Source organism: Acidimicrobiia bacterium (assembly GCA_029210695.1).
GTDB lineage: Bacteria > Actinomycetota > Acidimicrobiia > Spongiisociales > JAHEDJ01 > JAHEDJ01.
The window spans coordinates 73208-93726 of the sequence record JARGFH010000005.1 but is presented as its reverse complement, the minus strand read 5'-3'; the positions used below and the strand labels follow the sequence as shown (position 1 = coordinate 93726).

The 20519-nt window shown below is 64.1% G+C and carries 20 protein-coding genes; 12 read left to right on the top strand and 8 right to left on the bottom strand.

The genetic code is table 11. The annotated features are described in order from the left end of the window. The first annotated feature begins 38 nt into the window (after positions 1–38). Complete coding sequence (locus tag P1T08_02885; GenBank protein ID MDF1595036.1) at positions 39–884, top strand: hypothetical protein; 846 nt, start codon at positions 39–41, stop codon at positions 882–884. A 122-nt stretch (positions 885–1006) separates the two neighbouring features. Here the strand turns inward: P1T08_02885 and arsM are convergent, their stop codons facing one another. The 4 genes from arsM to P1T08_02865 all read right to left on the bottom strand — a co-directional run bounded on the left by arsM (position 1007) and on the right by P1T08_02865 (position 4388). Beyond that, complete coding sequence (gene arsM, locus P1T08_02880; protein ID MDF1595035.1) at positions 1007–1837, bottom strand: arsenite methyltransferase; 831 nt, start codon at positions 1835–1837, stop codon at positions 1007–1009. Further along, positions 1830–2195, bottom strand: coding sequence for a metalloregulator ArsR/SmtB family transcription factor (locus P1T08_02875; protein MDF1595034.1), 366 nt, complete (start codon positions 2193–2195; stop codon positions 1830–1832). The genes arsM and P1T08_02875 overlap by 8 nt, the downstream gene beginning before the upstream one ends. Positions 2196–2295: 100 nt before the next feature. After that, positions 2296–3501 (bottom strand): ABC transporter permease, encoded by a 1206-nt coding sequence (locus P1T08_02870; GenBank protein MDF1595033.1) that lies wholly within the window; start codon positions 3499–3501, stop codon positions 2296–2298. Further along, positions 3498–4388, bottom strand: a complete 891-nt coding sequence (locus P1T08_02865) for an ATP-binding cassette domain-containing protein (GenBank protein ID MDF1595032.1) — start codon at positions 4386–4388, stop codon at positions 3498–3500. Before P1T08_02865 ends, P1T08_02870 begins: the two co-directional genes overlap by 4 nt. Before the next feature lie 118 nt (positions 4389–4506). On the opposite strand from P1T08_02865, the gene P1T08_02860 reads away from it, so the two are divergent. Beyond that, the gene (locus P1T08_02860) at positions 4507–5919 is read left to right on the top strand and encodes a septum formation family protein (protein ID MDF1595031.1); all 1413 of its coding nucleotides are present in this window, start codon (positions 4507–4509) and stop codon (positions 5917–5919) included. A 39-nt stretch (positions 5920–5958) separates the two neighbouring features. After that, complete coding sequence (metG, locus tag P1T08_02855) at positions 5959–7608, top strand: methionine--tRNA ligase (GenBank protein ID MDF1595030.1); 1650 nt, start codon at positions 5959–5961, stop codon at positions 7606–7608. A 22-nt stretch (positions 7609–7630) separates the two neighbouring features. On the opposite strand, the gene P1T08_02850 is transcribed toward metG, so the two are convergent. From P1T08_02850 to P1T08_02840, 3 genes are read right to left on the bottom strand one after another with little or no spacing between them, the layout of a single operon-like run. Then, entirely contained in the window at positions 7631–8149 is a 519-nt protein-coding gene (locus P1T08_02850) for a nitroreductase family deazaflavin-dependent oxidoreductase (GenBank protein MDF1595029.1), read from the bottom strand. A 13-nt stretch (positions 8150–8162) separates the two neighbouring features. Further along, positions 8163–8957 (bottom strand): 5'/3'-nucleotidase SurE, encoded by a 795-nt coding sequence (surE, locus tag P1T08_02845; GenBank protein ID MDF1595028.1) that lies wholly within the window; start codon positions 8955–8957, stop codon positions 8163–8165. 43 nt (positions 8958–9000) lie between these two features. Then, positions 9001–10386 carry an aminotransferase class I/II-fold pyridoxal phosphate-dependent enzyme gene (locus P1T08_02840; protein ID MDF1595027.1) on the bottom strand — a complete coding sequence of 462 codons (1386 nt, stop codon included), beginning with the start codon at positions 10384–10386 and terminating at the stop codon, positions 9001–9003. A 63-nt stretch (positions 10387–10449) separates the two neighbouring features. Here P1T08_02840 and P1T08_02835 point away from each other — a divergent pair, with 63 nt between their 5' ends. The 6 genes from P1T08_02835 to P1T08_02810 all read left to right on the top strand — a co-directional run bounded on the left by P1T08_02835 (position 10450) and on the right by P1T08_02810 (position 16783). Then, a complete protein-coding gene (locus P1T08_02835; protein MDF1595026.1) occupies positions 10450–11748 on the top strand; it encodes an aspartate aminotransferase family protein in 1299 nt (432 codons plus the stop codon). Positions 11749–11761: 13 nt separating this feature from the next. Further along, a complete protein-coding gene (locus tag P1T08_02830; GenBank protein MDF1595025.1) occupies positions 11762–13246 on the top strand; it encodes a CoA-acylating methylmalonate-semialdehyde dehydrogenase in 1485 nt (494 codons plus the stop codon). Between the two features lie 66 nt (positions 13247–13312). Further along, on the top strand, positions 13313–14221 hold the full coding sequence (locus P1T08_02825) for an ABC transporter ATP-binding protein (protein ID MDF1595024.1): 909 nt from the start codon (positions 13313–13315) through the stop codon (positions 14219–14221). After that, positions 14218–15105, top strand: a complete 888-nt coding sequence (locus P1T08_02820) for a hypothetical protein (protein MDF1595023.1) — start codon at positions 14218–14220, stop codon at positions 15103–15105. The genes P1T08_02825 and P1T08_02820 overlap by 4 nt, the downstream gene beginning before the upstream one ends. Continuing rightward, positions 15078–16040: an ABC transporter ATP-binding protein gene (locus P1T08_02815; GenBank protein MDF1595022.1), complete on the top strand. Its 963-nt coding sequence runs from the start codon at positions 15078–15080 to the stop codon at positions 16038–16040. Before P1T08_02820 ends, P1T08_02815 begins: the two co-directional genes overlap by 28 nt. Further along, on the top strand, positions 16037–16783 hold the full coding sequence (locus P1T08_02810) for a hypothetical protein (protein MDF1595021.1): 747 nt from the start codon (positions 16037–16039) through the stop codon (positions 16781–16783). The genes P1T08_02815 and P1T08_02810 overlap by 4 nt, the downstream gene beginning before the upstream one ends. A 60-nt stretch (positions 16784–16843) precedes the next feature. Here the strand turns inward: P1T08_02810 and sodN are convergent, their stop codons facing one another. Beyond that, on the bottom strand, positions 16844–17260 hold the full coding sequence (gene sodN / locus P1T08_02805; GenBank protein ID MDF1595020.1) for a superoxide dismutase, Ni: 417 nt from the start codon (positions 17258–17260) through the stop codon (positions 16844–16846). Between the two features lie 75 nt (positions 17261–17335). On the opposite strand from sodN, the gene lepB reads away from it, so the two are divergent. The 3 genes from lepB (at position 17336) to P1T08_02790 (ending at position 20312) form a co-directional block, all read left to right on the top strand. Continuing rightward, a complete protein-coding gene (gene lepB / locus P1T08_02800; protein ID MDF1595019.1) occupies positions 17336–17764 on the top strand; it encodes a signal peptidase I in 429 nt (142 codons plus the stop codon). Between the two features lie 99 nt (positions 17765–17863). Then, positions 17864–18937, top strand: coding sequence for a DUF3048 domain-containing protein (locus P1T08_02795; protein ID MDF1595018.1), 1074 nt, complete (start codon positions 17864–17866; stop codon positions 18935–18937). Between the two features lie 4 nt (positions 18938–18941). Then, positions 18942–20312: an amidase gene (locus tag P1T08_02790; protein MDF1595017.1), complete on the top strand. Its 1371-nt coding sequence runs from the start codon at positions 18942–18944 to the stop codon at positions 20310–20312. Positions 20313–20519: the final 207 nt, after the last annotated feature.

The window sequence follows — 20519 nt, the reverse complement described above, 5'->3', positions numbered from 1 at the left end:
AGTTCCTGGTTCGATTGAGCTGTCGTATCCTGGCGGCGATGACAGATTCACGACGACCCGTCCCCAGCCAGCAAACCAGACCGGCCGACCCGCTCCCCCAGGACACGTCAAGCAACGAACGCTGGGTCGATTTGCACGACGCCGGAGAACTCACCGGGATCCCCGCTTCGACCATCCGGAACTGGGCCCGCAAGCAGCGCATCGATTCACGCTTCGAGCTGGACGAGACCGGAGACCGGAGATACGTGGAGTTGTCCGAGGTGATCGCCTGGGCCGATCACCTGGGGCGCCAGCACACCCAGGTCGCGAGTCGCGAGTCGCGGGTCGCTAGTGAAGAAGTTCCGAGTCGCGAGTCGCGAGTCGCGAGTCAAGAAGTTCCGAGTCGCGAGTCGCTCGTCGCTAGTGAAGAAGTGGACGCGAGCGGGTCGGACGCGTCTGACGAAGACAAGGACGAAGACGAAGACAAGGACGAAGACGGAGACGAAGACGTACAGGCACAGTCGACGGAACCTGCCGAAGAGGCTCCAACTGGCGACGAGCAACCGGCGACCGATCACCCTGAAACACAACCAATCGTTTCACAGCCGGTCACGCCCGAGGTCCCTGAAGGCACGATGCTGGTTCCGCTGGATGCGTGGAACAAGATGCTCAACCAGTTGGGCAACCTCCACGAGGCCGGCCAGCAGTTGGCGGATGCCAGGGAACGCGCCGCCAAAGCCGAGACCGAGGTGGTGTTCCTCCGGGAGCGCTTGGCGGAACTCCGTGGACAAACGACGCCGGCGACTCCGGATCCCGTGGAGGATCAGCCGGCCGCCGACGAGGCCGGATTCGACCCGCTCTGGGTAGACCTCTACCGACGCTGGAACCGGCGCCGCTCCCGCTGATCGAGTTTTCTCGGCAATGCAATGGCGCGAATTCCGTACACAGCATTGCGCAGAAATCAACCCGGGTTTTCTCGGCAATGCAATGGTGCGAATTCCGTACACAGCATTGCGGAGAAATCGGGTCAGGGTTTGCGGGCGGTGACCCTGGCGCTCCAAACGTTGCCCGCCACCGACTCGGCCACCTTGGCGACGTCGGTCTGTCCGGAGCCGCAGCACCCGGAGGCGGGCTCGCCGAGAAGCTCAGAGACGAGCAGCGCCTCCATCTGGGCCGTGTCGTACGGCAACCGCTCCTCGACTTGCACGTCGACCAGGCCGGCCGCCGCTAATCCACGCAGGTAGTCGGATTCATTGATCGCCCCGCTGATACACGAGTTGTATAGGGTTTCGTCCGCTCGCACCCAGTCGGGCAATGCCTCGGCGACGATGTCCGACACCGACATGCGGCCTCCCGGCTTCAAGACGCGCGCAATCTCGGCGAACACACGATCCTTCTCCGGCGAGAGGTTGATCACGCAATTGGAAATGACCCAGTCGACCGAGGCATCTTCGACCGGCAGTTCCTCAATGATCCCCTTCCGGATCTCCACGTTCTCGAGACCGGCGGCGGCGATGTTCTCCCGGGCCCTCGCAATCATCTCGTCGGTCATGTCGATACCGATGACCGAGCCGGTCGGCCCGACCTTCTTGGCGGCCAGCAGCAAGTCGATCCCCGCCCCGGACCCGAGGTCGAGGACGGCATCGCCCTCGCCCATGGCGGCGAACGCCACCGGGTTGCCACAACCAAAGGAGTTGACGACGGCGTCGGCCGGCAACTCGCGCAGCAGGGCCTCGTCGTAGCCGGCCAGCTTGGCTGCCACGCCCTTCGGTGCAGCACCGCCGCAACAGCTCTCAGCCTCGACTGCCTCTGCATATGCCTGCGAGACTTGTTTGCGGGTGAGTTGGACATCAGTCATCGAACGACTCCTCTTCGGTGGGACAGCAAGACTCGAGTGCGTCTGCCATTGTTCTCAGCTGTGCGGCGAGTTCCATGCGGGGGACGCTGTAGTAAACCTCACGTCCCCGTTTCTCGGCGGTCAGCAGACCTGCATTTCGCATAGTGGCCAGGTGACGCGAAACGACCGACATATCCACGGAACAGCAGGCGGCCGCCTCCGATACAGTGCTCGGCTCTGCCCGTTCGGACAGTGTCGTCAAGAGGACGAGCCGGTTCGGATCGCTCAACGCTTTGAAGAGCTCCGGTTGCACCAGGACGCTGAGATCGTCGCAGTACTGGGACGACGTGTCGGACGGATTCTTGCTTGTTTGCGTCATTATGCAAATGATATCAAGATCGAGACGCCACTGTCAAGCTGCTCTCTACCGGGAGTCAACCAGTGTCGGCCGCCGCACCGTGGCCCTCCACACATGGCGGCTACTCCCCCGAACGCCAGGCGTCCTTGACCTTCATCCGTTGACCGATGTGGAGGATGCCCCCGGAATAAAGGCGTCCGGCCAGGCGGATCATGCCGTACGTGGCGGCGGTCATTACCAGCACCGACAGCGCCAGCTCCCACCATGCAATGGCCGACTGCACGGTTCGGATGGGCACGACGAATGGCGCCGTCGGAGGGATGAACGTCGTGATCCGGGCCACCATTCCATCGGGATGCTCGAGCGCCTGGAAGGCCACCATATAGCCGACCACTCCGACGAGCGTCAGGGGAGTGGCGACGCTCTGGGCGTCCTCCATCCTCGAAACCAGGGCGCCGAACCCTGCATAGGCCACCGCGTAGAACCCGAAACCGAGGACGAACCACAACACCAGCGAAGCGGCCACCGAGACCGTCACCCGGGGAAGGTCGAACAGATCGACTGACAGCGCGGCCACCAGCCCGGATACCGACACGAGCACGAGTTGCATGAGTCCCAGCAAGCCGATGCCGAGCACTTTGCCCGCCAGCAGATGATGGGGCCGCAGAACCGCCAGCAAGACCTCCACGATTCGGTTCGACTTCTCCTCGATCACTCCGTTCAGAGTCCAGGCTCCATAACTGAGTATGGCCAGGTAGAGAAGGAACATCGCAACGAAGCTGACCGCCTGATTCGTGCCTCTATTCGGGTCTTCGGGCTCGAGCCCTCGCACGGTGAGCGGCTCATCGCTCAGGATCTGCGCCAGTTCGTCGGCTCCGACTCCGGCATCGGCCACTACGTCCTGGAACTCGAGCGTTTGCGCCGTCCCGTTGAGGAGTCCAAGCAGACCCGACTCGCCGGTCAGGAAGATGCCCGGAGACGCTGCCTGCTCAACCACGATCTCGGCTCCATCGACCAGCAAGGCATCAATGTCCCCGCCGGCCACCGCGGCCTCGCCGCCGGCCACAGTGCCGTACTGCTCGGTGTCGACCGACACGCCGGAAGCCTCGGCCAGCACTTCGAGAGTGGGCGCGAATTCCGCGTCGATCTCGCCGACCAGGCCGAGCCGATAGGTTGCCTCGTCACTGCCACCGAGGATCGACGGCAGGACGATGGCGGCGACCGTGGCGAGGATCAGTACCACCGTCGTGATCCGGTAGGTCCGCCCTCTCGATCGCTCTCGCAACTCGCGGCGCGCAACCAGCCAGATGGCCCGGCGGCCGGTCACAATGCCACCGCTTCCAGAAACACCTCGGAGAGCGTCGGGGCCTCGAACGACACGTGGGTCACGGTGCCCGCCCGGGCCGCCAGCGTCAGCAATTCATCGATCGGGAAGCCGCGGTCGACCACCAGCGCGACCAGATCGCCCTGAACTGAACTGCTCACAATCTGCGACGACTGCGGGAGCCACGACCCGTCGCTTCCGGCGACCTGCACTTCGACCCGCCGGTGCAGCGCCCGTTCCTTCACTGCCTTGACGTCCCCTGAGAGCACCACCTTCCCTGCATGGATGATGGCTACCTCTTCGCATAGGTCCTCGACCAGGTCGAGCTGATGGCTCGAGAACACCACCGTCTTCCCGGCCGCCGCCTGCCGCTTCAAGGTGGCGCCGAGGGCCTGGACGCCGAGGGGGTCAAGGCCGCTGAAGGGCTCGTCGAGGACCAGCAGATCAGGGTCGAATACGAGGGCAGCGACCAGTTGGATGCGTTGTTGATTGCCGTGGGAAAGCTGTTCGAGCCGATCCTGGGCTCGCTCGCTCAGCCCGAACTCCTCCAGCCAGCGATCCACAGAATGAACGGCATCCTCAACCGCCATCCCGTGTAGCTCGGCGAGATAGACCAGTTGGTCGCGCACCTTCATCCGCGGGTAGAGACCACGTTGCTCCGGCATATACCCGAAGGTCCGCCTGGTTCGCTCATCGATCGGAGCGCCTCGCCACGAGACACCGCCCGCGTCCAGGGCCACCAGACCGAACACCGACCGCATGGCGGTCGTCTTCCCTGCCCCGTTCGGCCCCAGAAACCCCAGCATGCGGCCGGGGGCGGCCGTCAAGGTGCACCCGTTGAGGGCTACAACATCGCCGTAGCGTTTGACGAGTCCTTCGAGCTGGAGCATGCGGTCAAGAGATTACGACCTCAGAGCACCAGGCAAATACCAATCGCCTGGCGGGGGCCGCGGTCGGGGTCAAACCCGACGAACAACTTGGATTCCGGACCTCACTAACGTCTCATCCATGCAACGCCTCTGGACTCTTGCTGCCGTGCTGATGTTGGCTGCATCCGCCTGCACCGGACCCACAACCAGCCCACCGTCGACCGCGCAAACCCCCGACGTGACCTCCACAACCACCACGACCACGGCCCCCGGCCCGGAGTCGCCGGATCCGTCGTTGCCGGACCCGGTCGACGTCGCCGAGCAGGGGTGGGGAACGACCGCCGGGTTCACCAGGAGCGACCTCGACGAGTCCGATCTGGCGTCCGTCGACTCCAGGCTCAGATCTGTCATGGGCAGCGTCATCGAGGGCCTCAGCTACGCAGGCCTGGAACCTGATGAAGGGGGCGACCTCGTCATCGGCCTCTCGATGAGCCCTGCAGTGTTCCTCCAGGGCGATCCGTTCCTGGCTCCGGGTCTAGCCGGATCATTGGCCGGGCCGTTCGCCGATGTCGAGGACATCACGGTCGAGGGAACGGCCGCCTACCGCGTCTTCCTGGCCGATTCCTGGTGGTATTTCTGGGCGTCGAACACCCACCTCTACGCAATGATCGGCGCCGAACCGGAAACTGAGAGAGCGTTGGCCGCCACGATCGCGGGCGCCGACGAGCCGTACCGCTGGCAAACGGGCGACTGTCTGTGGTTCGGAACCGGGGAGGACACCGTCATGCCATTCGCCCCGTACGGACGGAACCATGTCATCCCATGCACCGGACCGCACACCCACGAGGTGATCTACGCGAGTACGACGGACTATGGACCCGAGGACGACTACCCGGGCGAAGCGTTCTCAACGGAGGTCGAGCGGTCGTGCGGTCTCGCCTTCCGCAACTACGTCGGCGTCGACTGGTCGGACTCGAAGGCGACGGCCGTCCGCTACCTGCCCGACCTCACCGAGTGGGACGAAGGCGACCGGTATATCGCATGCGTCGCCGAACTGACGGATCCAACCGGTGGCGCCACCCGGTTGACCGGGACCCTGGAAGGACTGGGCGAGGCCAGCCTGATCGAGAGATCAGCCGGGGATTGCCACATCGCATCATTGAACGCAGACCCGGTCGATTGCCGGTTGACACACACGGCTCAGTTCATCGGTTACCTCGAGGATGCGACGCCTCCCGACACGCCCTATCCAGGAATCAGCAACCTCTTCGAAAGCGAGCAACCTGCTTGCGACGGACTGCTCGAGGAGTTCTCGACGCGGCTCGAAAAGGACGGAGCCCGGATCTCAGCTCACATCGTCCCGCCGTCCGTCGTCGAATGGGAGGACGATCTCCGCAGGTACCGGTGCTACGCCTTCGCGGTGGACGCGGAGGGCCGGCGCCTCGAGATCTCCGGCAGCTTCGACGGCGAGTGGACCATCGTCCGGTTCTCCGAAGATGACCTGACCGCAGAGGTTCTGAGTTCCAGGTTCTGTTTCTGTGACAACGTCTAATCCGACTTCCCGTCGTCGTGTCTTTGGTACCCTCCCGCTATGACTGATCGCCATGTTCTCGTCGCCGTTGGCTGGCCATATGCCACGGGATCTCTTCATCTCGGGCATGTTGCCGGCGCCTACCTTCCACCAGATATCTTCGCCAGGTACCACCGGATGGCGGGGAGCAAGGTGCTCATGGTGTCCGGCAGCGACGTGCACGGAACGCCGATCACGGTGAAAGCAGACGAAGAGGGCGTGACCCCCCAGGAGATCGTCGACCGCTACCACCCCCGGTTCCTCCGCTACTGGGAGCAACTGGGCATCAACTTCGACCTCTTCACAACCACCGGAACCGATAATCACAAACGGGTCGCTCAGGGTTTCTTCTTGAAGTTGCTCGAGAACGGCTACCTCTACAAGCACACCACGAGTCAGTTCTTCGACGAAGTAGTGCAACGGTTCCTGCCGGACAGGTACGTCGAGGGGACCTGCCCGCATTGCGGGTCCACGGATGCCAGGGGCGACCAGTGCGACAATTGCGGGAAGACGCTCGACCCCCACGAACTGGTCGAACCCCGATCGAGGCTGTCCGGAACGACCCCGGTCGAGCGAGATACCGAGCACTACTACTGGAAGCTGAGCGCCTTCCAGGGACCGTTGTTGGAATGGCTTCGCTCACGCGAGGGCTGGCGGCCGCACGTAGTCAACTTCGCGATCGGGATGGTGAAAGACGGTCTGCACGACCGCGCCTTCACCCGCGATCTCGATTGGGGCATCCCGCTGCCGGTTGACGATCTGGGAGAGGGCAAGTCCATCTACGTGTGGTGGGAGGCCGTCATGGGTTACTTCTCGGCACCGCAGGAGTGGGCCCAACTCCAGGGAACGCCGGAGGCATGGAAAGACTGGTGGCTCAACCCGGAGGCGGAGACCTACTACTTCATCGGCAAGGACAACATCCCGTTCCACGCGGTCTACTGGCCCGCCCTGTTGATGGGCCACGGTGGCCTCAACCTGCCCACCAACGTACCCGGCAACCAGTACGTGACGTTCGGCGGCTCGAAGGCATCGAAGTCGCGCGGTGTCGGACGTTCGCTCGATTGGTACCTCGAGCGGTTCGAGCCGGATGCTCTTCGGTATGCAATCGCCGCAATCCTCCCCGAGCACAACGACACCGACCTCTCCGACGAAGAGATCGCTCGCCGGGTCAACGAGGAGCTCGTGGCCACCTGGGGCAACCTGGTCAACCGTGTTCTTGCCATGACCTACAAGCATTTCGATGGGACGATCCCTGCCCCCGGCGAACTCGAAAACGGCGACCGGGCTCTGCTCGACTCGGTGGACGCAGCCCTTGCCGAGGCATCCGCCCAGTTCGAGAAGGTGGAGCTGCGCGGCGCGCTCCGGGCAGGCATGGCGGCGGCTTCGCAGGCCAACGCCTACCTGAACGAGACCGCGCCCTGGACCACGGCCAAGACCGACCTGATTCGCACGGCGACGACCTTGCATACGGCGTTGAGTGCGATCAACGGCATCAAGACGATCCTGGCCCCGTTCCTGCCGTTCACTTCGCAACGACTCCACGAGATCCTCGGGCAGGAGGGGACGCTCGCCGAACACCCGTGGGAACGGGAACCGCTGGTGCCCGGGACCAGGATCGAACCACCCGTCCCGCTCTTTGCCAAGGTGGACGCCGACACGCTGGAGGACTAACCGGGCGCCCGGCCGGAGTCGCTCAAATGGCGGACTCGAGGACGAACACGCGGATGATGCGCCGGCCGGCCCGGGCCCGGTACTTGGCGTATCCGGGGTACACGGCCGCCGCCAGGCGGAACACCTCCTCGACCTCGCGTTCATCGGCTCGCCGGGCGGTGACTGCCACCGCCTTCTCCCGATAGCACACGATGCCCGAGGGATCGGCTTCGAGGTTGTAGACCCAGCCCGGCGTGGTTGCGAGTCCGAAATTCGAACCGATGACGGCCAGGCCGTCGCCGACCGGCACCCCGATCAACGGCGCCGTCCGCCTCTTCCCGCTCCTTGCGCCGGTCGTCGTCACCATGATCACCGGCAATCCTGCCAGTAGGCCCGGGACGGTCATCCGGCCCCTCGTCACCCGGAAGAGCGCCCTGTCCAGCGGCTCCAGGATCTTCGAGAGAATCCGGGCGACCGGGAAGGTGGACGCCAGCCGCTGCAGCAACCTCTGGAGACGATTGGCCGGCTCGATCTCGCAGCTGAGCTCATGCAACAGACCCATCGCGTACCTCGGCTTACCGCCGCTCGAGAGCCGTCCGAACGGAATCACTGATCGGTGCTCCGTGAGCCAGGCGAACGGGTGTGATCGAGACCCATCCTCTCGCCAGCGCCTCGACGTCGGTCCCCGCCACATCGCCGTCGATGCGGAGTCCGGTGGCAAAGTCATGAACGAAGCGGCCGGGAGATGCCTCACGGAAGATGTTGTCGTAGCCGACTTTGGCAATGTCGGTGACCCGGCGCGGTGCGTCGATCCCTACGTCTGCCGCGAAGTTGACGTTGAGCAAATCGACCGCAGCCGGGTAGCCGACCTCGAGAATCGACCGCAGCACATCGACCGCCACCTCCGACGCCGCTTCCCAGAACGGGGTCGAGTCGTCCGACCAGGCCAGCTCGGCCCAACCCCGATGATCTTTGATATCGCCGGTCGAGAACGCCACTGCCGGGATCCCGGCGATCCAGCCCTCGGCGGCTGCTCCGACGGTTCCACTGGAGAGGAAGAACCCCAGCCCGTTGTTGAGACCGACGTTGATGCCGGAGATCACCATCACCGGCTTCTCCCCGAACAGAGAGTGGATACCGAGCTGGGCACAATCGGCCGGATACCCGTCTGCAACGGCGATCTCGACGCCGTCCTTGATGACGGTTCGCACATGAATGGCCTCGAACCGGGTGATGGCTTTGCCGATCCAGCTTCGTTCTCGATCGGGAACCACAACACGAACCGGGGCGATCTCGGCCAGTGCTCGATAGAACGGAACAAGGGCGGGCGAGTCGATGCCGTCGTCGTTGGTGAGGAGGAAGTAGGACATCGGCGGAAGGGTAACCGGCGATGGGGAGGACCGACCCGCCCGCTCAGGCGGGGAGGCTCCGGCTACCAGCCGCCCGGGCCGCGTCGGCGAGACGGACGGCCAGTTCATTGAAGCCGGTGTGCACCCGGGCGGTCGTGATGCGCAGATGTGGACCGTCCGACCCGTCAATCTGAAATGGCGATCCGGGCGCGGCGCCGACGCCGCGCGAAGCCAGGGCAACCAGCGCCCATTGCTCCTCGCGAACGGGAAGCCAGACATTTAGGCCGGACCCCGGGCCGATTTCGACTCCCTGCCCGGCGAGTGCTTCGCTCAGCCTCCGGCGGCGCTCGCCGTAAGTGCTCGCCGCCATCGCCAGAGACGCGTCGACCGCCGGGTCGGTCAGCAGTTGCAGAAGCACAGACTGTAGAAGCCGGCTACTCCACGACGGCCCGAGCTGACGCCGTCGAATCAGTTCATCGATTGGCCCAGCCGCTCCACCGACTGCGGCCAGCCGTAGATCAGGGCCGTAGGCCTTCGAGAAGCTGTGAATGTGAACGACACGCTCCGGCAGGAAGGTTCCGAGGCTGTGGAGCGGTGCTCCCGACACCACGCCCGAGTGGTCATCCTCGATGATCAAGGTCCCGGTGTCGGCCAGCAGCCCGGCCAGAGCAGCCGCCCTCGCTTCGGTTGTGCCGATCCCGGTTGGGTTGTGGGCGCGCGGCTGCATGACCAGCAGGCCCGGTTGCAGGGCGAGGGCGTCGGCCAGCGAGTCCGGCACGATCCCTTCCGCATCCAGTCGCACACTGATGATCTCGGCCCCGCTGCGCTCCAGCAGGTCGATGATGGGAGCGAAGGTGGGATTCTCGACCACGACCCGGTCGCCGAATCCGAGGAGCAGCGACACCAACCGGTCGAGAGCATCCATTGCCCCGTTGACGACCGTCAGCCGTTCGGCGGGAAACGGCCAGCGGTCGAGCAGAACCCGTTCGAGGGCTTCGAGCACGGGTCGATCGAGGTAGCTGGTCACGGCCGGTGCTACACCGAGTGTTCGAAGGATCGAACCGAGCGATGGAAGCAGATCCGGATCGGGCGTGCCGGTGCTGAGATCGAGTTCGTAGACGCCCTGCTCGACCGGCACTCGCCAGATCCGGCCGGTACCCACCGCCGGGCCTGCCTCCCGCACGAATGTCCCCCGCCTGCCCCCGGTGTCAATGGTGCCCGACTGCCGGAGCACCAGCCAGGCTTCGGCCACCGAGGTCGGGCTGACGGAAAGCGCGGCGGCGAGCGCCCGCACGGTTGGGAGCCGATCACCCGGCTTGGCTTCACCCGACGACACCAACCGGCCAACGGCGCGGGCAATGCCGACCGGCGTTCGCTCGGACACGGCCGCAACGATTCGATCGATCAACTCGAGATCAGTTTGTTCGGAACAATCATCCGTTTGCATCATACTTCTGAGGCACATACTATTCGAGAACGACCTCCATACCAACACCGCGAGAATCGAGGGAACATGCCCACCTCAAATCAAGACCTGCACCAGCGCTATCGAAACGCATTGCCTTCATGGCTGGCCCTCTACTACGAGGAGCCGATCTCCATAGAGCGCGGAGAAGGCCGCCACGTCTGGGACGTCGAAGGCAACCGCTACCTCGACTTCTTTGCCGGAATCCTCACCACCATGACCGGCTACTCGGTCCCCGAGATCGTTCAGGCCGTCCAGGAACAGGCCGCCAAGGTCTTCCACACCACGACTCTGTACACATCCGAACCGATGATCGAACTCGCCGAGCAGATCGCCGAACTGTCGGGAATTCCGGATGCAAAGGTGTTCTTCACTAACTCCGGCAGCGAGGCGAACGATGCGGCACTGATGCTCGCTACCGGCTATCGGAAGTCGAACCAGGTGCTGGCACTTCGCAACAGCTACCACGGACGCTCTTTCACCAACGTTGCGATCACCTCACATCGCTCCTGGTCGCCGACCAGCCTGACCGGCCTCAACGTCAACTTCGTCCAGGGCGGCTACCGGCTCCGCAGCCCGTTCGGGCACCTCGACGACGACGCTTACACCGAGGCGTGCGTTGACGACCTCGAGCAGGTGATCGACATGATGACTTCGGGCGACGTTGCCTGTTTGATAATGGAACCGATCCAGGGCGTCGGTGGATTCGCCACTCCGCCGGACGGCTTCTTTGGCCCGATGAAGAAGGTTCTCGACCAGTACGGCATCCTGCTCATCTCAGATGAGGTGCAGACTGGTTGGGGTCGGACCGGCGAGCACTTCTGGGGATACCAGGCCCACGACGTGATACCCGACATCCTGACATTCGCCAAAGGTGTCGGCAACGGCATGGCGATGGGCGGAGTGGTAGCCAGAGCGGAAATCATGGACAGCCTGGGCGCCAACTCGATCTCCACTTTCGGGGGCAACCCCATGTCCTCGGCAGGCGCACTCGCCAATCTCCGGTACATTCTGGATCACGACCTTCAGGGCAACTCCCTGCGGATGGGACGGCGATTGCGAAACCACCTCCAGCCGGTTGTCGATGCCACACCCTGGATCGCCGAGCTACGCGGGAAGGGCCTCATGCTGGCCATCGAGACCGTTCATCCCGACAGCAACCAGCCTGATGGAGGTGCGGCCGGGAAGCTCATGGAGCTCACCAAGCGAGACGGGCTGTTGATAGGCAAGGGTGGTCTGTACGGCAACGTGCTGCGCATCGCTCCCCCGCTCACAGTCACCGAAGAAGAGATAGATGAAGCTGCCGACATCCTCATCCGTACCATCGGTGAGATTTCTGGGTCGTAGAGGAGCTAACGCAATGGAACACATTCATCACCTAATCGGGGGCGAACAAACGCCTAGCAGCTCCGGTCGAACCGGACCGGTGTTCAATCCCGCCACGGGTCTGCAGACGGCTCAGGTGGACCTCGCGTCGATCGAAGAGGTAGATGCAGCCGTCGCTTCAGCGGCGGCAGCCTTCCCCGGCTGGCGAGCAACTTCGGTAGCAGGCCGGGTCAAGCTGATGTTCAAGTTCCGCGAGCTGGTCGAGCGGAACGCGGACGAACTGGCCAGGACGATCTCGGCCGAGCATGGCAAAACCGAAGCCGACGCCGGCGGTGAGGTCGCCCGCGGGCTCGAGAACATCGAATACGCCTGCGGGATCGCCGAAACGCTGGCCGGACGGTTCACAGAACAGGCCTCGACCGGCATCGACGTCTACGACATCCGTCAACCCCTCGGTGTTTGCGCGGGCATCACGCCGTTCAACTTCCCGGCCATGGTCCCGTTGTGGATGCTTCCCAACGCCGTCGCCGCCGGGAATACCTTCATCTTGAAGCCCTCTGAGAAAGATCCGTCTGCTTCCCAGATGATCGTTGAGTTGTTCCACGAGGCCGGTTTCCCGCCCGGGGTCCTCAATCTGGTTCACGGCGACAAGGTGGCAGTCGACCGCCTTCTTACCCACCCCGACATCAAGGCCGTCAGCTTCGTGGGATCTACCCCGGTTGCCCGCCATGTGCACGAAACGGCCAATGCCAACGGCAAGCGGGTCCAGGCGCTGGCCGGCGCGAAGAACCATATGGTCGTTCTACCGGACGCCGACGTAAACCTGGCGGCGGATGCGGCCGTCAGCGCCGCCTTCGGTTCCGCAGGCGAACGTTGCATGGCCATCTCGGTCGTGGCCGCCGTCGGGGATATCGCCGATCCGCTGGTTGACGCAATCCGCGCTCGAACCGAGGCGCTGAAGATCGGCCCCGGCAACGACCCGACTTCTGAAATGGGACCGCTCATCACCCGCGAACACCGGGATCGGGTCGCCGGCTATGTCGGAGCGGGGGAATCGGAAGGAGCAGAGATCGTCGTCGACGGTCGCCGGAACGAATTCGAAGGTGACGGCTTCTTCCTGGGTGCGACGGTGCTCGACCGGGTTACTCCCAGCATGAGCGTCTATCGCGATGAGATCTTCGGACCGGTTCTGGTGATCGTGCGCGTTGACTCCTACCGGCAAGCCGTAGACCTGATCGCCGACAACAAGTGGGGAAACGGTGCCGCCATCTTCACGCGTGACGGTGGAGCCGCCAGGCAGTTCCAGTTCGACGTCGACGCCGGCATGGTGGGAATCAATGTGCCAATTCCCGTTCCCGTTGCCAACTTCTCGTTTGGCGGTTGGGGTGATTCCCTGTTCGGAGACACCCACATGTACGGTCCCGACGGCCTCCGGTTCTTCACCAAGGGCAAGGTGGTAACCAGCAGGTGGCCGGATCCGGCTACGAGTACCGTCGACCTGGGGTTCCCGACGAACTAGTAACTGGTCGCGAGTCGCTGGTCGCGAGTGACTCGCGACTCGCGACTCGCGACTAGCTTCACCTTCATGGCTTTGCTCAAGGTCGAGCACCTGACCCATCGATACGGCGACGTGACCGCCCTCGAAGATGTGACTCTCGAGATTCCCGAGGGTCGGGTTGGGCTCGTCGGTGCCAACGGAGCAGGCAAGACAACGCTCCTGAGAATTTTGCTCGGCATGCTGCATCCCGAACAAGGCGCGATCGAGGTTCTCGGCATGCCGATGACGCGGGAACCGCTGGAAGTCCGATCCCGGGTGGGCTACATGCCGGAAGGTGCATGCCTCCCCAAGGACCAGACGGCTGCCGATTTCGTCGGCTACGCAGCCGAACTCGCCGGACTCCCCGTCCGGGCCGCCCGCCGCCGCGCCTCCGAAATCCTGTTCCTCGTCGGCCTGCACGAGGAACGATTCCGGTTCCTGGGCGACTTCTCGACGGGAATGGTGCAGCGAGTCAAGCTGGCGCAGGCCATCGTCCACGATCCGGATCTGGTGCTGCTCGACGAGCCGGCTTCCGGGCTCGATCCCAAAGGCCGCGAGGACATGCTGCTACTGATCAACCGGCTCGGAGAATTCGGGATCAGCGTCCTGTTCTCGACCCACATCATCAGCGACATCGAGGAGACCTGCGATTGGGTGGTGATGCTCGACGCCGGGAAAGTGTTGCGCGCCGGACCGCTCGGCAGACTCGAGGTTCGGGATTCAATCACCCTGGAAGTGCTCGGCGATGTCGCCGGCCTGGTCGCCTGGCTTTCCGATCGGGGAGCATCCGTGACCGCACAAGGACAGGTACTAGACGTCAGCCACACCGATGGCGACACGTTTGATCTGGTCCGGGATGGTCTGGCAGCCACCGAATCCGGGATCGTGCGCCTGGGCGTCGCTTCCACCTCCCTGGAGGAGGCGTTCTTCCTGCCCGCCGAGGCGAATCCGTCATGAACAACCGTGCCGTCATCGTCGACCGCGGGTATCGGTCGTACGACGAGGAACGACTCGGCAGACGCGGAGCGATGCGCGCCATCGTCAAGGAAGGATTCCGCCGCGTCCTGGGGCTCCGCCGCAAGGCGCGCAGGAAGCTGTTCCCCTGGTCGCTCATCGGTATCAGCGCGGCCATCGCCTTCATTTTCGTCGGCCTGCACTGGGTGGCAGGAGTGGCGCTGGGACCGTCGGCACCTGATCTCCCCGGCTACGGCGAGTACTTCGACCTGAATTCCGGTATCGCCATCCTGTTCATCGCCTTTGCCGCGCCGGCCCTCCTGGTTCCGGATCGGGTCGAGGGTGTATTGAATATCTACCTCTCCCGTCCACTACGAATGGTCGACTACCTCGCCGCCAAGATCGCCGCACTGGCGATTCTGGTTCTGTCGTTCTACCTGGTCCCAGAGATCCTCATGCACCTCGGCCTGAGCGTGGTCTCCACTGAAGGCTTCCTGTCGTACATGGGCGCCAACCTCGACATCCTGTGGAAGGTGCCGGTGGTCGCCCTCGCCTATTTCACCGCGCACGCGGCATTGGCTGTTACGGCTGCTGCCCTGATACCGCGCGAGGGGTTCGCGGCCGGCGCCTTCTTCGGCGGCCTTTTCATCCTCAATGGAATCGGTGAGTTGTTGACACAGCTCGATATGACCGGCGCCAAGTACGCCGCCTTCCTGGCGGTGGAGGAATACCCCCGGGTGATCAGAGATTGGATCTTCGACATCGACACGGTCGACTACCTCGTCGAACGGTCCGGCTTCGAACAGTGGACCGCAGTCCCGGCCACCGTAGCCGTCGCGCTCCTCGCTACAACCGTCGTGTGGGCCAGGTACCGGAGGCTGCCGTGACCGATGCCCGCTTCGCCGCCGAAGCCACCGTCGAGGTGAACGACGTCTCGAAGTGGTTCGGACAGAAGGTCGCCGTGTCCGAGCTGTCCTGCTCATTCGGACCCGGTGTCACCGGGTTGCTGGGCCCCAACGGGGCGGGGAAGACCACCTTCCTCAGGATGATGGTCGGGCTGCTGAGCCCTTCAGAAGGTCGGATCACGTTGCTCGGCGAAGGCCCGCGCTCCAACCCTGAAGTGCTCCGTCGGATCGGATTCGTTCATGAGGACGAGGCCGTGTACGAGGTGTTCACAGCCAGGGAGTTCGTGACCTTCAACGCCGCCCTCTTCGGCCTCAGCAAGCCGGCCGAGGCGGCAGATCGCGCGCTTGAGATCGTAGGCCTGACCGACGTTGCCCATCGGAAGGTCGGAACGTTCAGCAAAGGCATGCGCCAGCGCGCCAAGGTGGCGGCGGCTCTTGCTCACGACCCGATCGTCCTGTTCCTGGACGAACCGCTCAACGGGACGGACCCGGTGCAGCGCGCTCACCTGATCGGACTGTTCTCCGAACTGGCGGAGAACGGCCATACGGTGATCGTGTCTTCTCATGTGCTCCACGAGGTGGAGCGAATGGCCGATCGGGTCATTGCCATGGTCGACGGCCGCCTCGCCGCAGCGGGTTCGGTGGCCGACCTTCGCACGGCGATGACCGATATCCCCCGCCGCATCCGGATCGACACCGATGTCCCGAGGAAGGTCGGAGCCGCGTTGCTCATCCAGGACTGGGTAGAGGGGGTCAGGCTCATCGACGGCACCATCCACGTCGAGGTGCGGGATCCGGTGGCTCTCGGGCACCGGCTTCCCGCCTTGTGCCGGGACCTGGGAGCTCGCCTGACCCGGGTGGATCCCGAGGACACCTCGCTGGAGAGCGTCTTCCGCTATCTGGTGAAACCACGATGATCGCCGCCAGATGGATCTTCCGGCTGAGTTTCCGGCAACTGGTGCAGAGGAAACGGGCCATCGGCCTCACCCTCTTCACGGCCCTGCCGGGCATCGTTCTGGCCATTGCCTCGGCTTCGGTCGATGAGGACGAGTTGATAGGCCTGTTCCATGATTTGAACGTCGGCCTGTATCTGATGGTCGGCCTGGCGGTCACGGCCTTGTTGAACGCTTCCTCGGCCTTCGGTGAAGAACTCCGTGCCTCGACCCTCTCATACATCGTCGTGAAGCCGGTTCCGAGGTGGATCATCGCCGCCTCAGTATCTGCGGCCGCCACCGCCGCAACGCTACTGCTGGCCGGAATTGGACTGGCGGTCACCTGGTTGGTGGCAATCATCACGATCGGCGATGCCGGCCTGGGACTAGCCCCGCTCGCCGCGCTCGTCATCGAGGCGCTCGGCTATTCGGCGGTCTTCGTGCCTCTCGGCCTGCTGTTCAGCCGGGCAACGCTGGCCGGACTGGCCTACATCTTCGTGTGGGAAGGCATCCTCGGCAGAGCGCTCTCGGCGCTGGCCCCCTCTTCGGTGTGGATCACTGCCTTCAGCGGCTACGCAGACATCGGTGAAGGAATACCGGCCGGAACACTCGGGTTCCTCGGAAACCTCGTGCCGGGCGTCGGCGGCGCACTGGCGAAAGTCCTGGTGGCTTTCGTCGTGTCGACAGGGCTGACGACGCTGCTCCTGAAGAAGCGCGATCTGGCGTAGTTTGGGCCCCGATGGGGCCCAAACTACGGCCTATTACCTATGACCTAGTACCCCTATCACCTACTTGGGCGGATAGACGCCCATTCCCTTGGCCTTCTCGGTGCTCCAGAAGATCACCGCAATCTCGTCGATCAAGGCGATGAGCTTCCTGCCTGCTTCTGGATCCATGCTCTTCTTGGCATCGCCGGCTTGATGAATGGCCCGCCAGAACAGATCGTCGAGTTGCGGGAACTCGACACGATGGTCTGCGGAGAAGAAATCGGCCCAGAGCACCATCAAATGGTGCTTCACTTCTTCGGCGCGCTCTTCTTTGATGAAGATGCAGCGATCCCGAAACTCCGGATCGTCTGAAGCCTGGTACTTCTCTGCGACCTTCAGGACCGACATCGCCTCGATCTTCGCCTGCGCCGGGTCGTACACACCGCAGTACAAATCGCAATGTGCGTGTGCTGTGGTGCTTGGCTTGAACAGACCCATGAATAACCTCCGGATGTAGGGTTTCTGAGTCTGACGATACACTCACGTGCTCTCTATCGACACCCGAGGCACAGCGTGTTGTTCCGCAGGTTTGCCATTGCTGAAGCATCGATGAGCCCCCACCTCCAGGAGGGCGACTACGTGGTCACGTGGCGTCGCCGGCCGGCTCGCGGGGACGTAATCGTGTTCGAGCATCCGGACCGAACGGGCTTTCACCTGATCAAGCGTGTGATCGGGATGGCGGGACAAACCATCGACGTCGAGGACGGGGCGGTCTTCGTAGATGGCCGGGAGCTAGTCGAAAGGTGGACGGTCGACGACACCACCCCGAACGGTTCGTGGCGAGTACCGGCCGGCCACGTTTTCGTCCTGGGTGATGCCCGCCACCGGTCGCGGGACGATGGGCGGACGCTCGGGCCCATTCTCATCGGAGACCAAGCAAACGTTGCGTTCTTTCGCTATTGGCCGCTGCGCAGAGCCGGGCTGATCGACCGGCCCCGCTGACGTCGCTCTGACCGAGGTCGGCGGGGAGCGTGACCCGATCTGCCGACCCCGGAATTTGCCATGTCTCACAGGCCGACAATCGGGTTACACTCCCGCCCCGTGTTTCGAAGAACCCCCCTAACCCTGGCGGTGCTGAGCATTGTGCTGACCGCCGCATGCTCGGGATCGTCGGCGGCCACCATCGAGCCGGTCGTCTCCACCACGACCGAGCCCTCGACGACAACCACCACTGTGGCGCCGACCACGACGAGTTCGACAACGACGACCACCCTCCCGGCAGGACCGATGTCGCCGCTCGACGGACTATCGGTCGACGACCCGCTCCTCCTCGAGCGGCGGGTGATGGCGGTCAAGATCGACAACCACTGGAATGCCCGCCCTCAATCCGGGATCCAGGAAGCAGACGCCGTCTACGAACTGCTGGTTGAAGCCGGCCTCACCCGCTTCATCGCCCTGTTCCACGACAGCGATTCGTCGTACCTGGGCCCCATGCGGTCGGGCCGCCCGACCGACCCGACGTTGTTGCGGCCCCTCGGGGCGACCTTCACCATCAGCGGCGCCCAGCCGTGGGTGATCAATCGCATCACCGCAGCCGGTGTGTCCCTCATCGGCGAGGTACGCCCCGCTACGTTCCGGGTTTCGGGCCGCTACGCCCCACACAACCTCTATGTCGACACAGCCGCGTTGCGCGAATACGCAGACGGGCGCGGCTACCCGGATGAGCCACCGCCCGATCTCTTCGCATGGGACGCCTGGCCGGCCGGTGATCGCCAGAAAGCAACGGAAATTACACTCAGCTGGTCCCCGGGACTCCAGGTCATGTGGCAGTGGGACGGCGAACGGTATGTACGCTTCACCGGAGGAGAACCGCACGAGTGGATCAGCCAGGAAGGCGAAGCAGCCCAAATCGCTACCGACACCCTGGTGGTGTTGTTGGCTCGCCGCTATACCGCCTCACCATCCGGGGCAGGAAGCTCCGTGCCTGCCATGGAGACGGTGGGCACCGGTCGGGCACTCGTCTTCTCCGGCGGCGAAGTGGAAGAAGGGGTCTGGACCAGGGCCTCCATCGAGGAGCCGTTCGCACTGACCAAGGCGGACGGATCGACGCTGACCGTCCCACCCGGCAAACCGTGGGTGTCGGTATTCCCGGATACCCGAACTCTCTCCTGGTGATCTGATGGACGACGTGCTCGGGCTGGCCGCGGCCGTCCGCAGGCACGACATCACCGCCACCGAGACGGTGGTCGATTGCCTCGCCCGCATCGATGCCTCACCGCTGAACGCGTTCACGCTCGTCGATCACGAAGGGGCACTGGCCAGGGCGGCATTGATCGACGAGATGATCCAGAGTGGCGAAGACCCCGGGCCGCTCGCCGGTGTGCCCATCGCCGTCAAAGACCTAATCGACCAGGCCGGGCTCCTCACCACGGCCGGGTCGTCGTTCTACCGTTCGGTTCCGGAACACACGGCCCCGGCCGTAGGGCGGCTCGAGGCGGCCGGCGCCATTGCGGTCGGCCGGACCGGCCTCCACGAGTTTGCGTTCGGGTTCTCCAGTGAGAACCACTGGTTCGGCCCGGTGCGGAATCCATGGGATCCGAACACCTCACCGGGTGGATCGTCCGGCGGATCGGGAGCGGCGGTGGCGGCCGGGCTGGCGGCCGCCGCGCTCGGGACCGACACGGGTGGATCGATCCGGGTTCCGGCCGCGCTGTGCGGGCTGGTCGGCCTCAAAGTCACCCACGGACGCATCCCAATCTCGGGGGTCTTTCCGCTGGCCCCTTCGCTCGACACCGTCGGCCCGATCACACGCTCGGTCGGCGATGCCGGTCTCATCTATTCACTCATGGCAGGTGGCGACCCCGGAGATCCCTGGTCGTCGTTCTCCCCCGCTCCTGCAGTTCGGCCGCAAAGCGGACCAGACGGCCTCCGCATCGGCGTCCCGACCGCCTGGATCGATGATGCGCCCCTGACCAACGAAGTGACCGCCGGGTTCGACGGGTTAGTCCGGTCGCTCGACGGGATCGGTGTGTCGATCGAGGCGATCGAGCTTCCCGACATCGTTGCCCCGGATCTCCTCCTCGCCTCGGTCTACGGTGAGGTGGCCGCCGTCCACCGCTCATTTCGCGCCTCCGGTAAGCACTACGGTCCGGAGGTCGAGCAGCGAATGCAACGCGCCGATGAGGTCACCCTCGATGAATACGTGAACGGCCTGGCCTGGCGCGCCCGGCTCCGGCAGTCCTTCGAGCGGGCGTTTGCCGGGGTCGATCTGATCGTGACGCCCGCCACGTGCACGACCACGAAGACCATCGGAAGCGACACGGTGGATTCTTCGTCGGGGTCGGTTCACTACCGGTCGGCACTCTCGTGGTTCTCGGCACCGATCAATCACGCGGCGGTGCCGGCGCTCGTCGTGCCGCTCGCCATCGAAGGGTCGCCACCTCCCGCACTGCAGATCATCGGTCCCTGGTGGCACGAGCAGCGCTTGCTGGACTTCGGCGCCTACCTCGAAGCAGCCGGACTGAGCAAAGTGACAGTCCCCCCGGTGTGACAATTGAGAATCCGGTGTGGGGTGAGTGTGCCCGATGCGGTACAGGCGTCGCATGATGCGAAGCCCGAAACGGGGAGGAACCTCGACACATCGAGGGATGGCGTACCGCCACCGTTCACAGCCCACCCCACCCCGGAAATCTTCGTCGGGATCTCCCGACGTCCCTTAGGTGGCTCTCTTGTCAACTACTGCCATTATGCTCCCCAC

Bases quoted from the DNA above. Each gene is read 5' to 3' on its own strand.
- P1T08_02830 (MDF1595025.1), top strand. From the start codon at position 11,762: ATGGAACACATTCATCACCTAATCGGGGGCGAACAAACGCCTAGCAGC.
- P1T08_02860 (MDF1595031.1), top strand. From the start codon at position 4,507: ATGCAACGCCTCTGGACTCTTGCTGCCGTGCTGATGTTGGCTGCATCC.
- P1T08_02790 (MDF1595017.1), top strand. From the start codon at position 18,942: ATGGACGACGTGCTCGGGCTGGCCGCGGCCGTCCGCAGGCACGACATC.
- P1T08_02820 (MDF1595023.1), top strand. From the start codon at position 14,218: ATGAACAACCGTGCCGTCATCGTCGACCGCGGGTATCGGTCGTACGAC.
- P1T08_02865 (MDF1595032.1), bottom strand. From the start codon at position 4,388: ATGCTCCAGCTCGAAGGACTCGTCAAACGCTACGGCGATGTTGTAGCC.
- P1T08_02835 (MDF1595026.1), top strand. From the start codon at position 10,450: ATGCCCACCTCAAATCAAGACCTGCACCAGCGCTATCGAAACGCATTG.
- P1T08_02875 (MDF1595034.1), bottom strand. From the start codon at position 2,195: ATGACGCAAACAAGCAAGAATCCGTCCGACACGTCGTCCCAGTACTGC.
- metG (MDF1595030.1), top strand. From the start codon at position 5,959: ATGACTGATCGCCATGTTCTCGTCGCCGTTGGCTGGCCATATGCCACG.
- surE (MDF1595028.1), bottom strand. From the start codon at position 8,957: ATGTCCTACTTCCTCCTCACCAACGACGACGGCATCGACTCGCCCGCC.
- P1T08_02810 (MDF1595021.1), top strand. From the start codon at position 16,037: ATGATCGCCGCCAGATGGATCTTCCGGCTGAGTTTCCGGCAACTGGTG.
- arsM (MDF1595035.1), bottom strand. From the start codon at position 1,837: ATGACTGATGTCCAACTCACCCGCAAACAAGTCTCGCAGGCATATGCA.
- sodN (MDF1595020.1), bottom strand. From the start codon at position 17,260: ATGGGTCTGTTCAAGCCAAGCACCACAGCACACGCACATTGCGATTTG.
- P1T08_02885 (MDF1595036.1), top strand. From the start codon at position 39: ATGACAGATTCACGACGACCCGTCCCCAGCCAGCAAACCAGACCGGCC.
- P1T08_02840 (MDF1595027.1), bottom strand. From the start codon at position 10,386: ATGATGCAAACGGATGATTGTTCCGAACAAACTGATCTCGAGTTGATC.
- P1T08_02850 (MDF1595029.1), bottom strand. From the start codon at position 8,149: ATGGGTCTGTTGCATGAGCTCAGCTGCGAGATCGAGCCGGCCAATCGT.
- P1T08_02825 (MDF1595024.1), top strand. From the start codon at position 13,313: ATGGCTTTGCTCAAGGTCGAGCACCTGACCCATCGATACGGCGACGTG.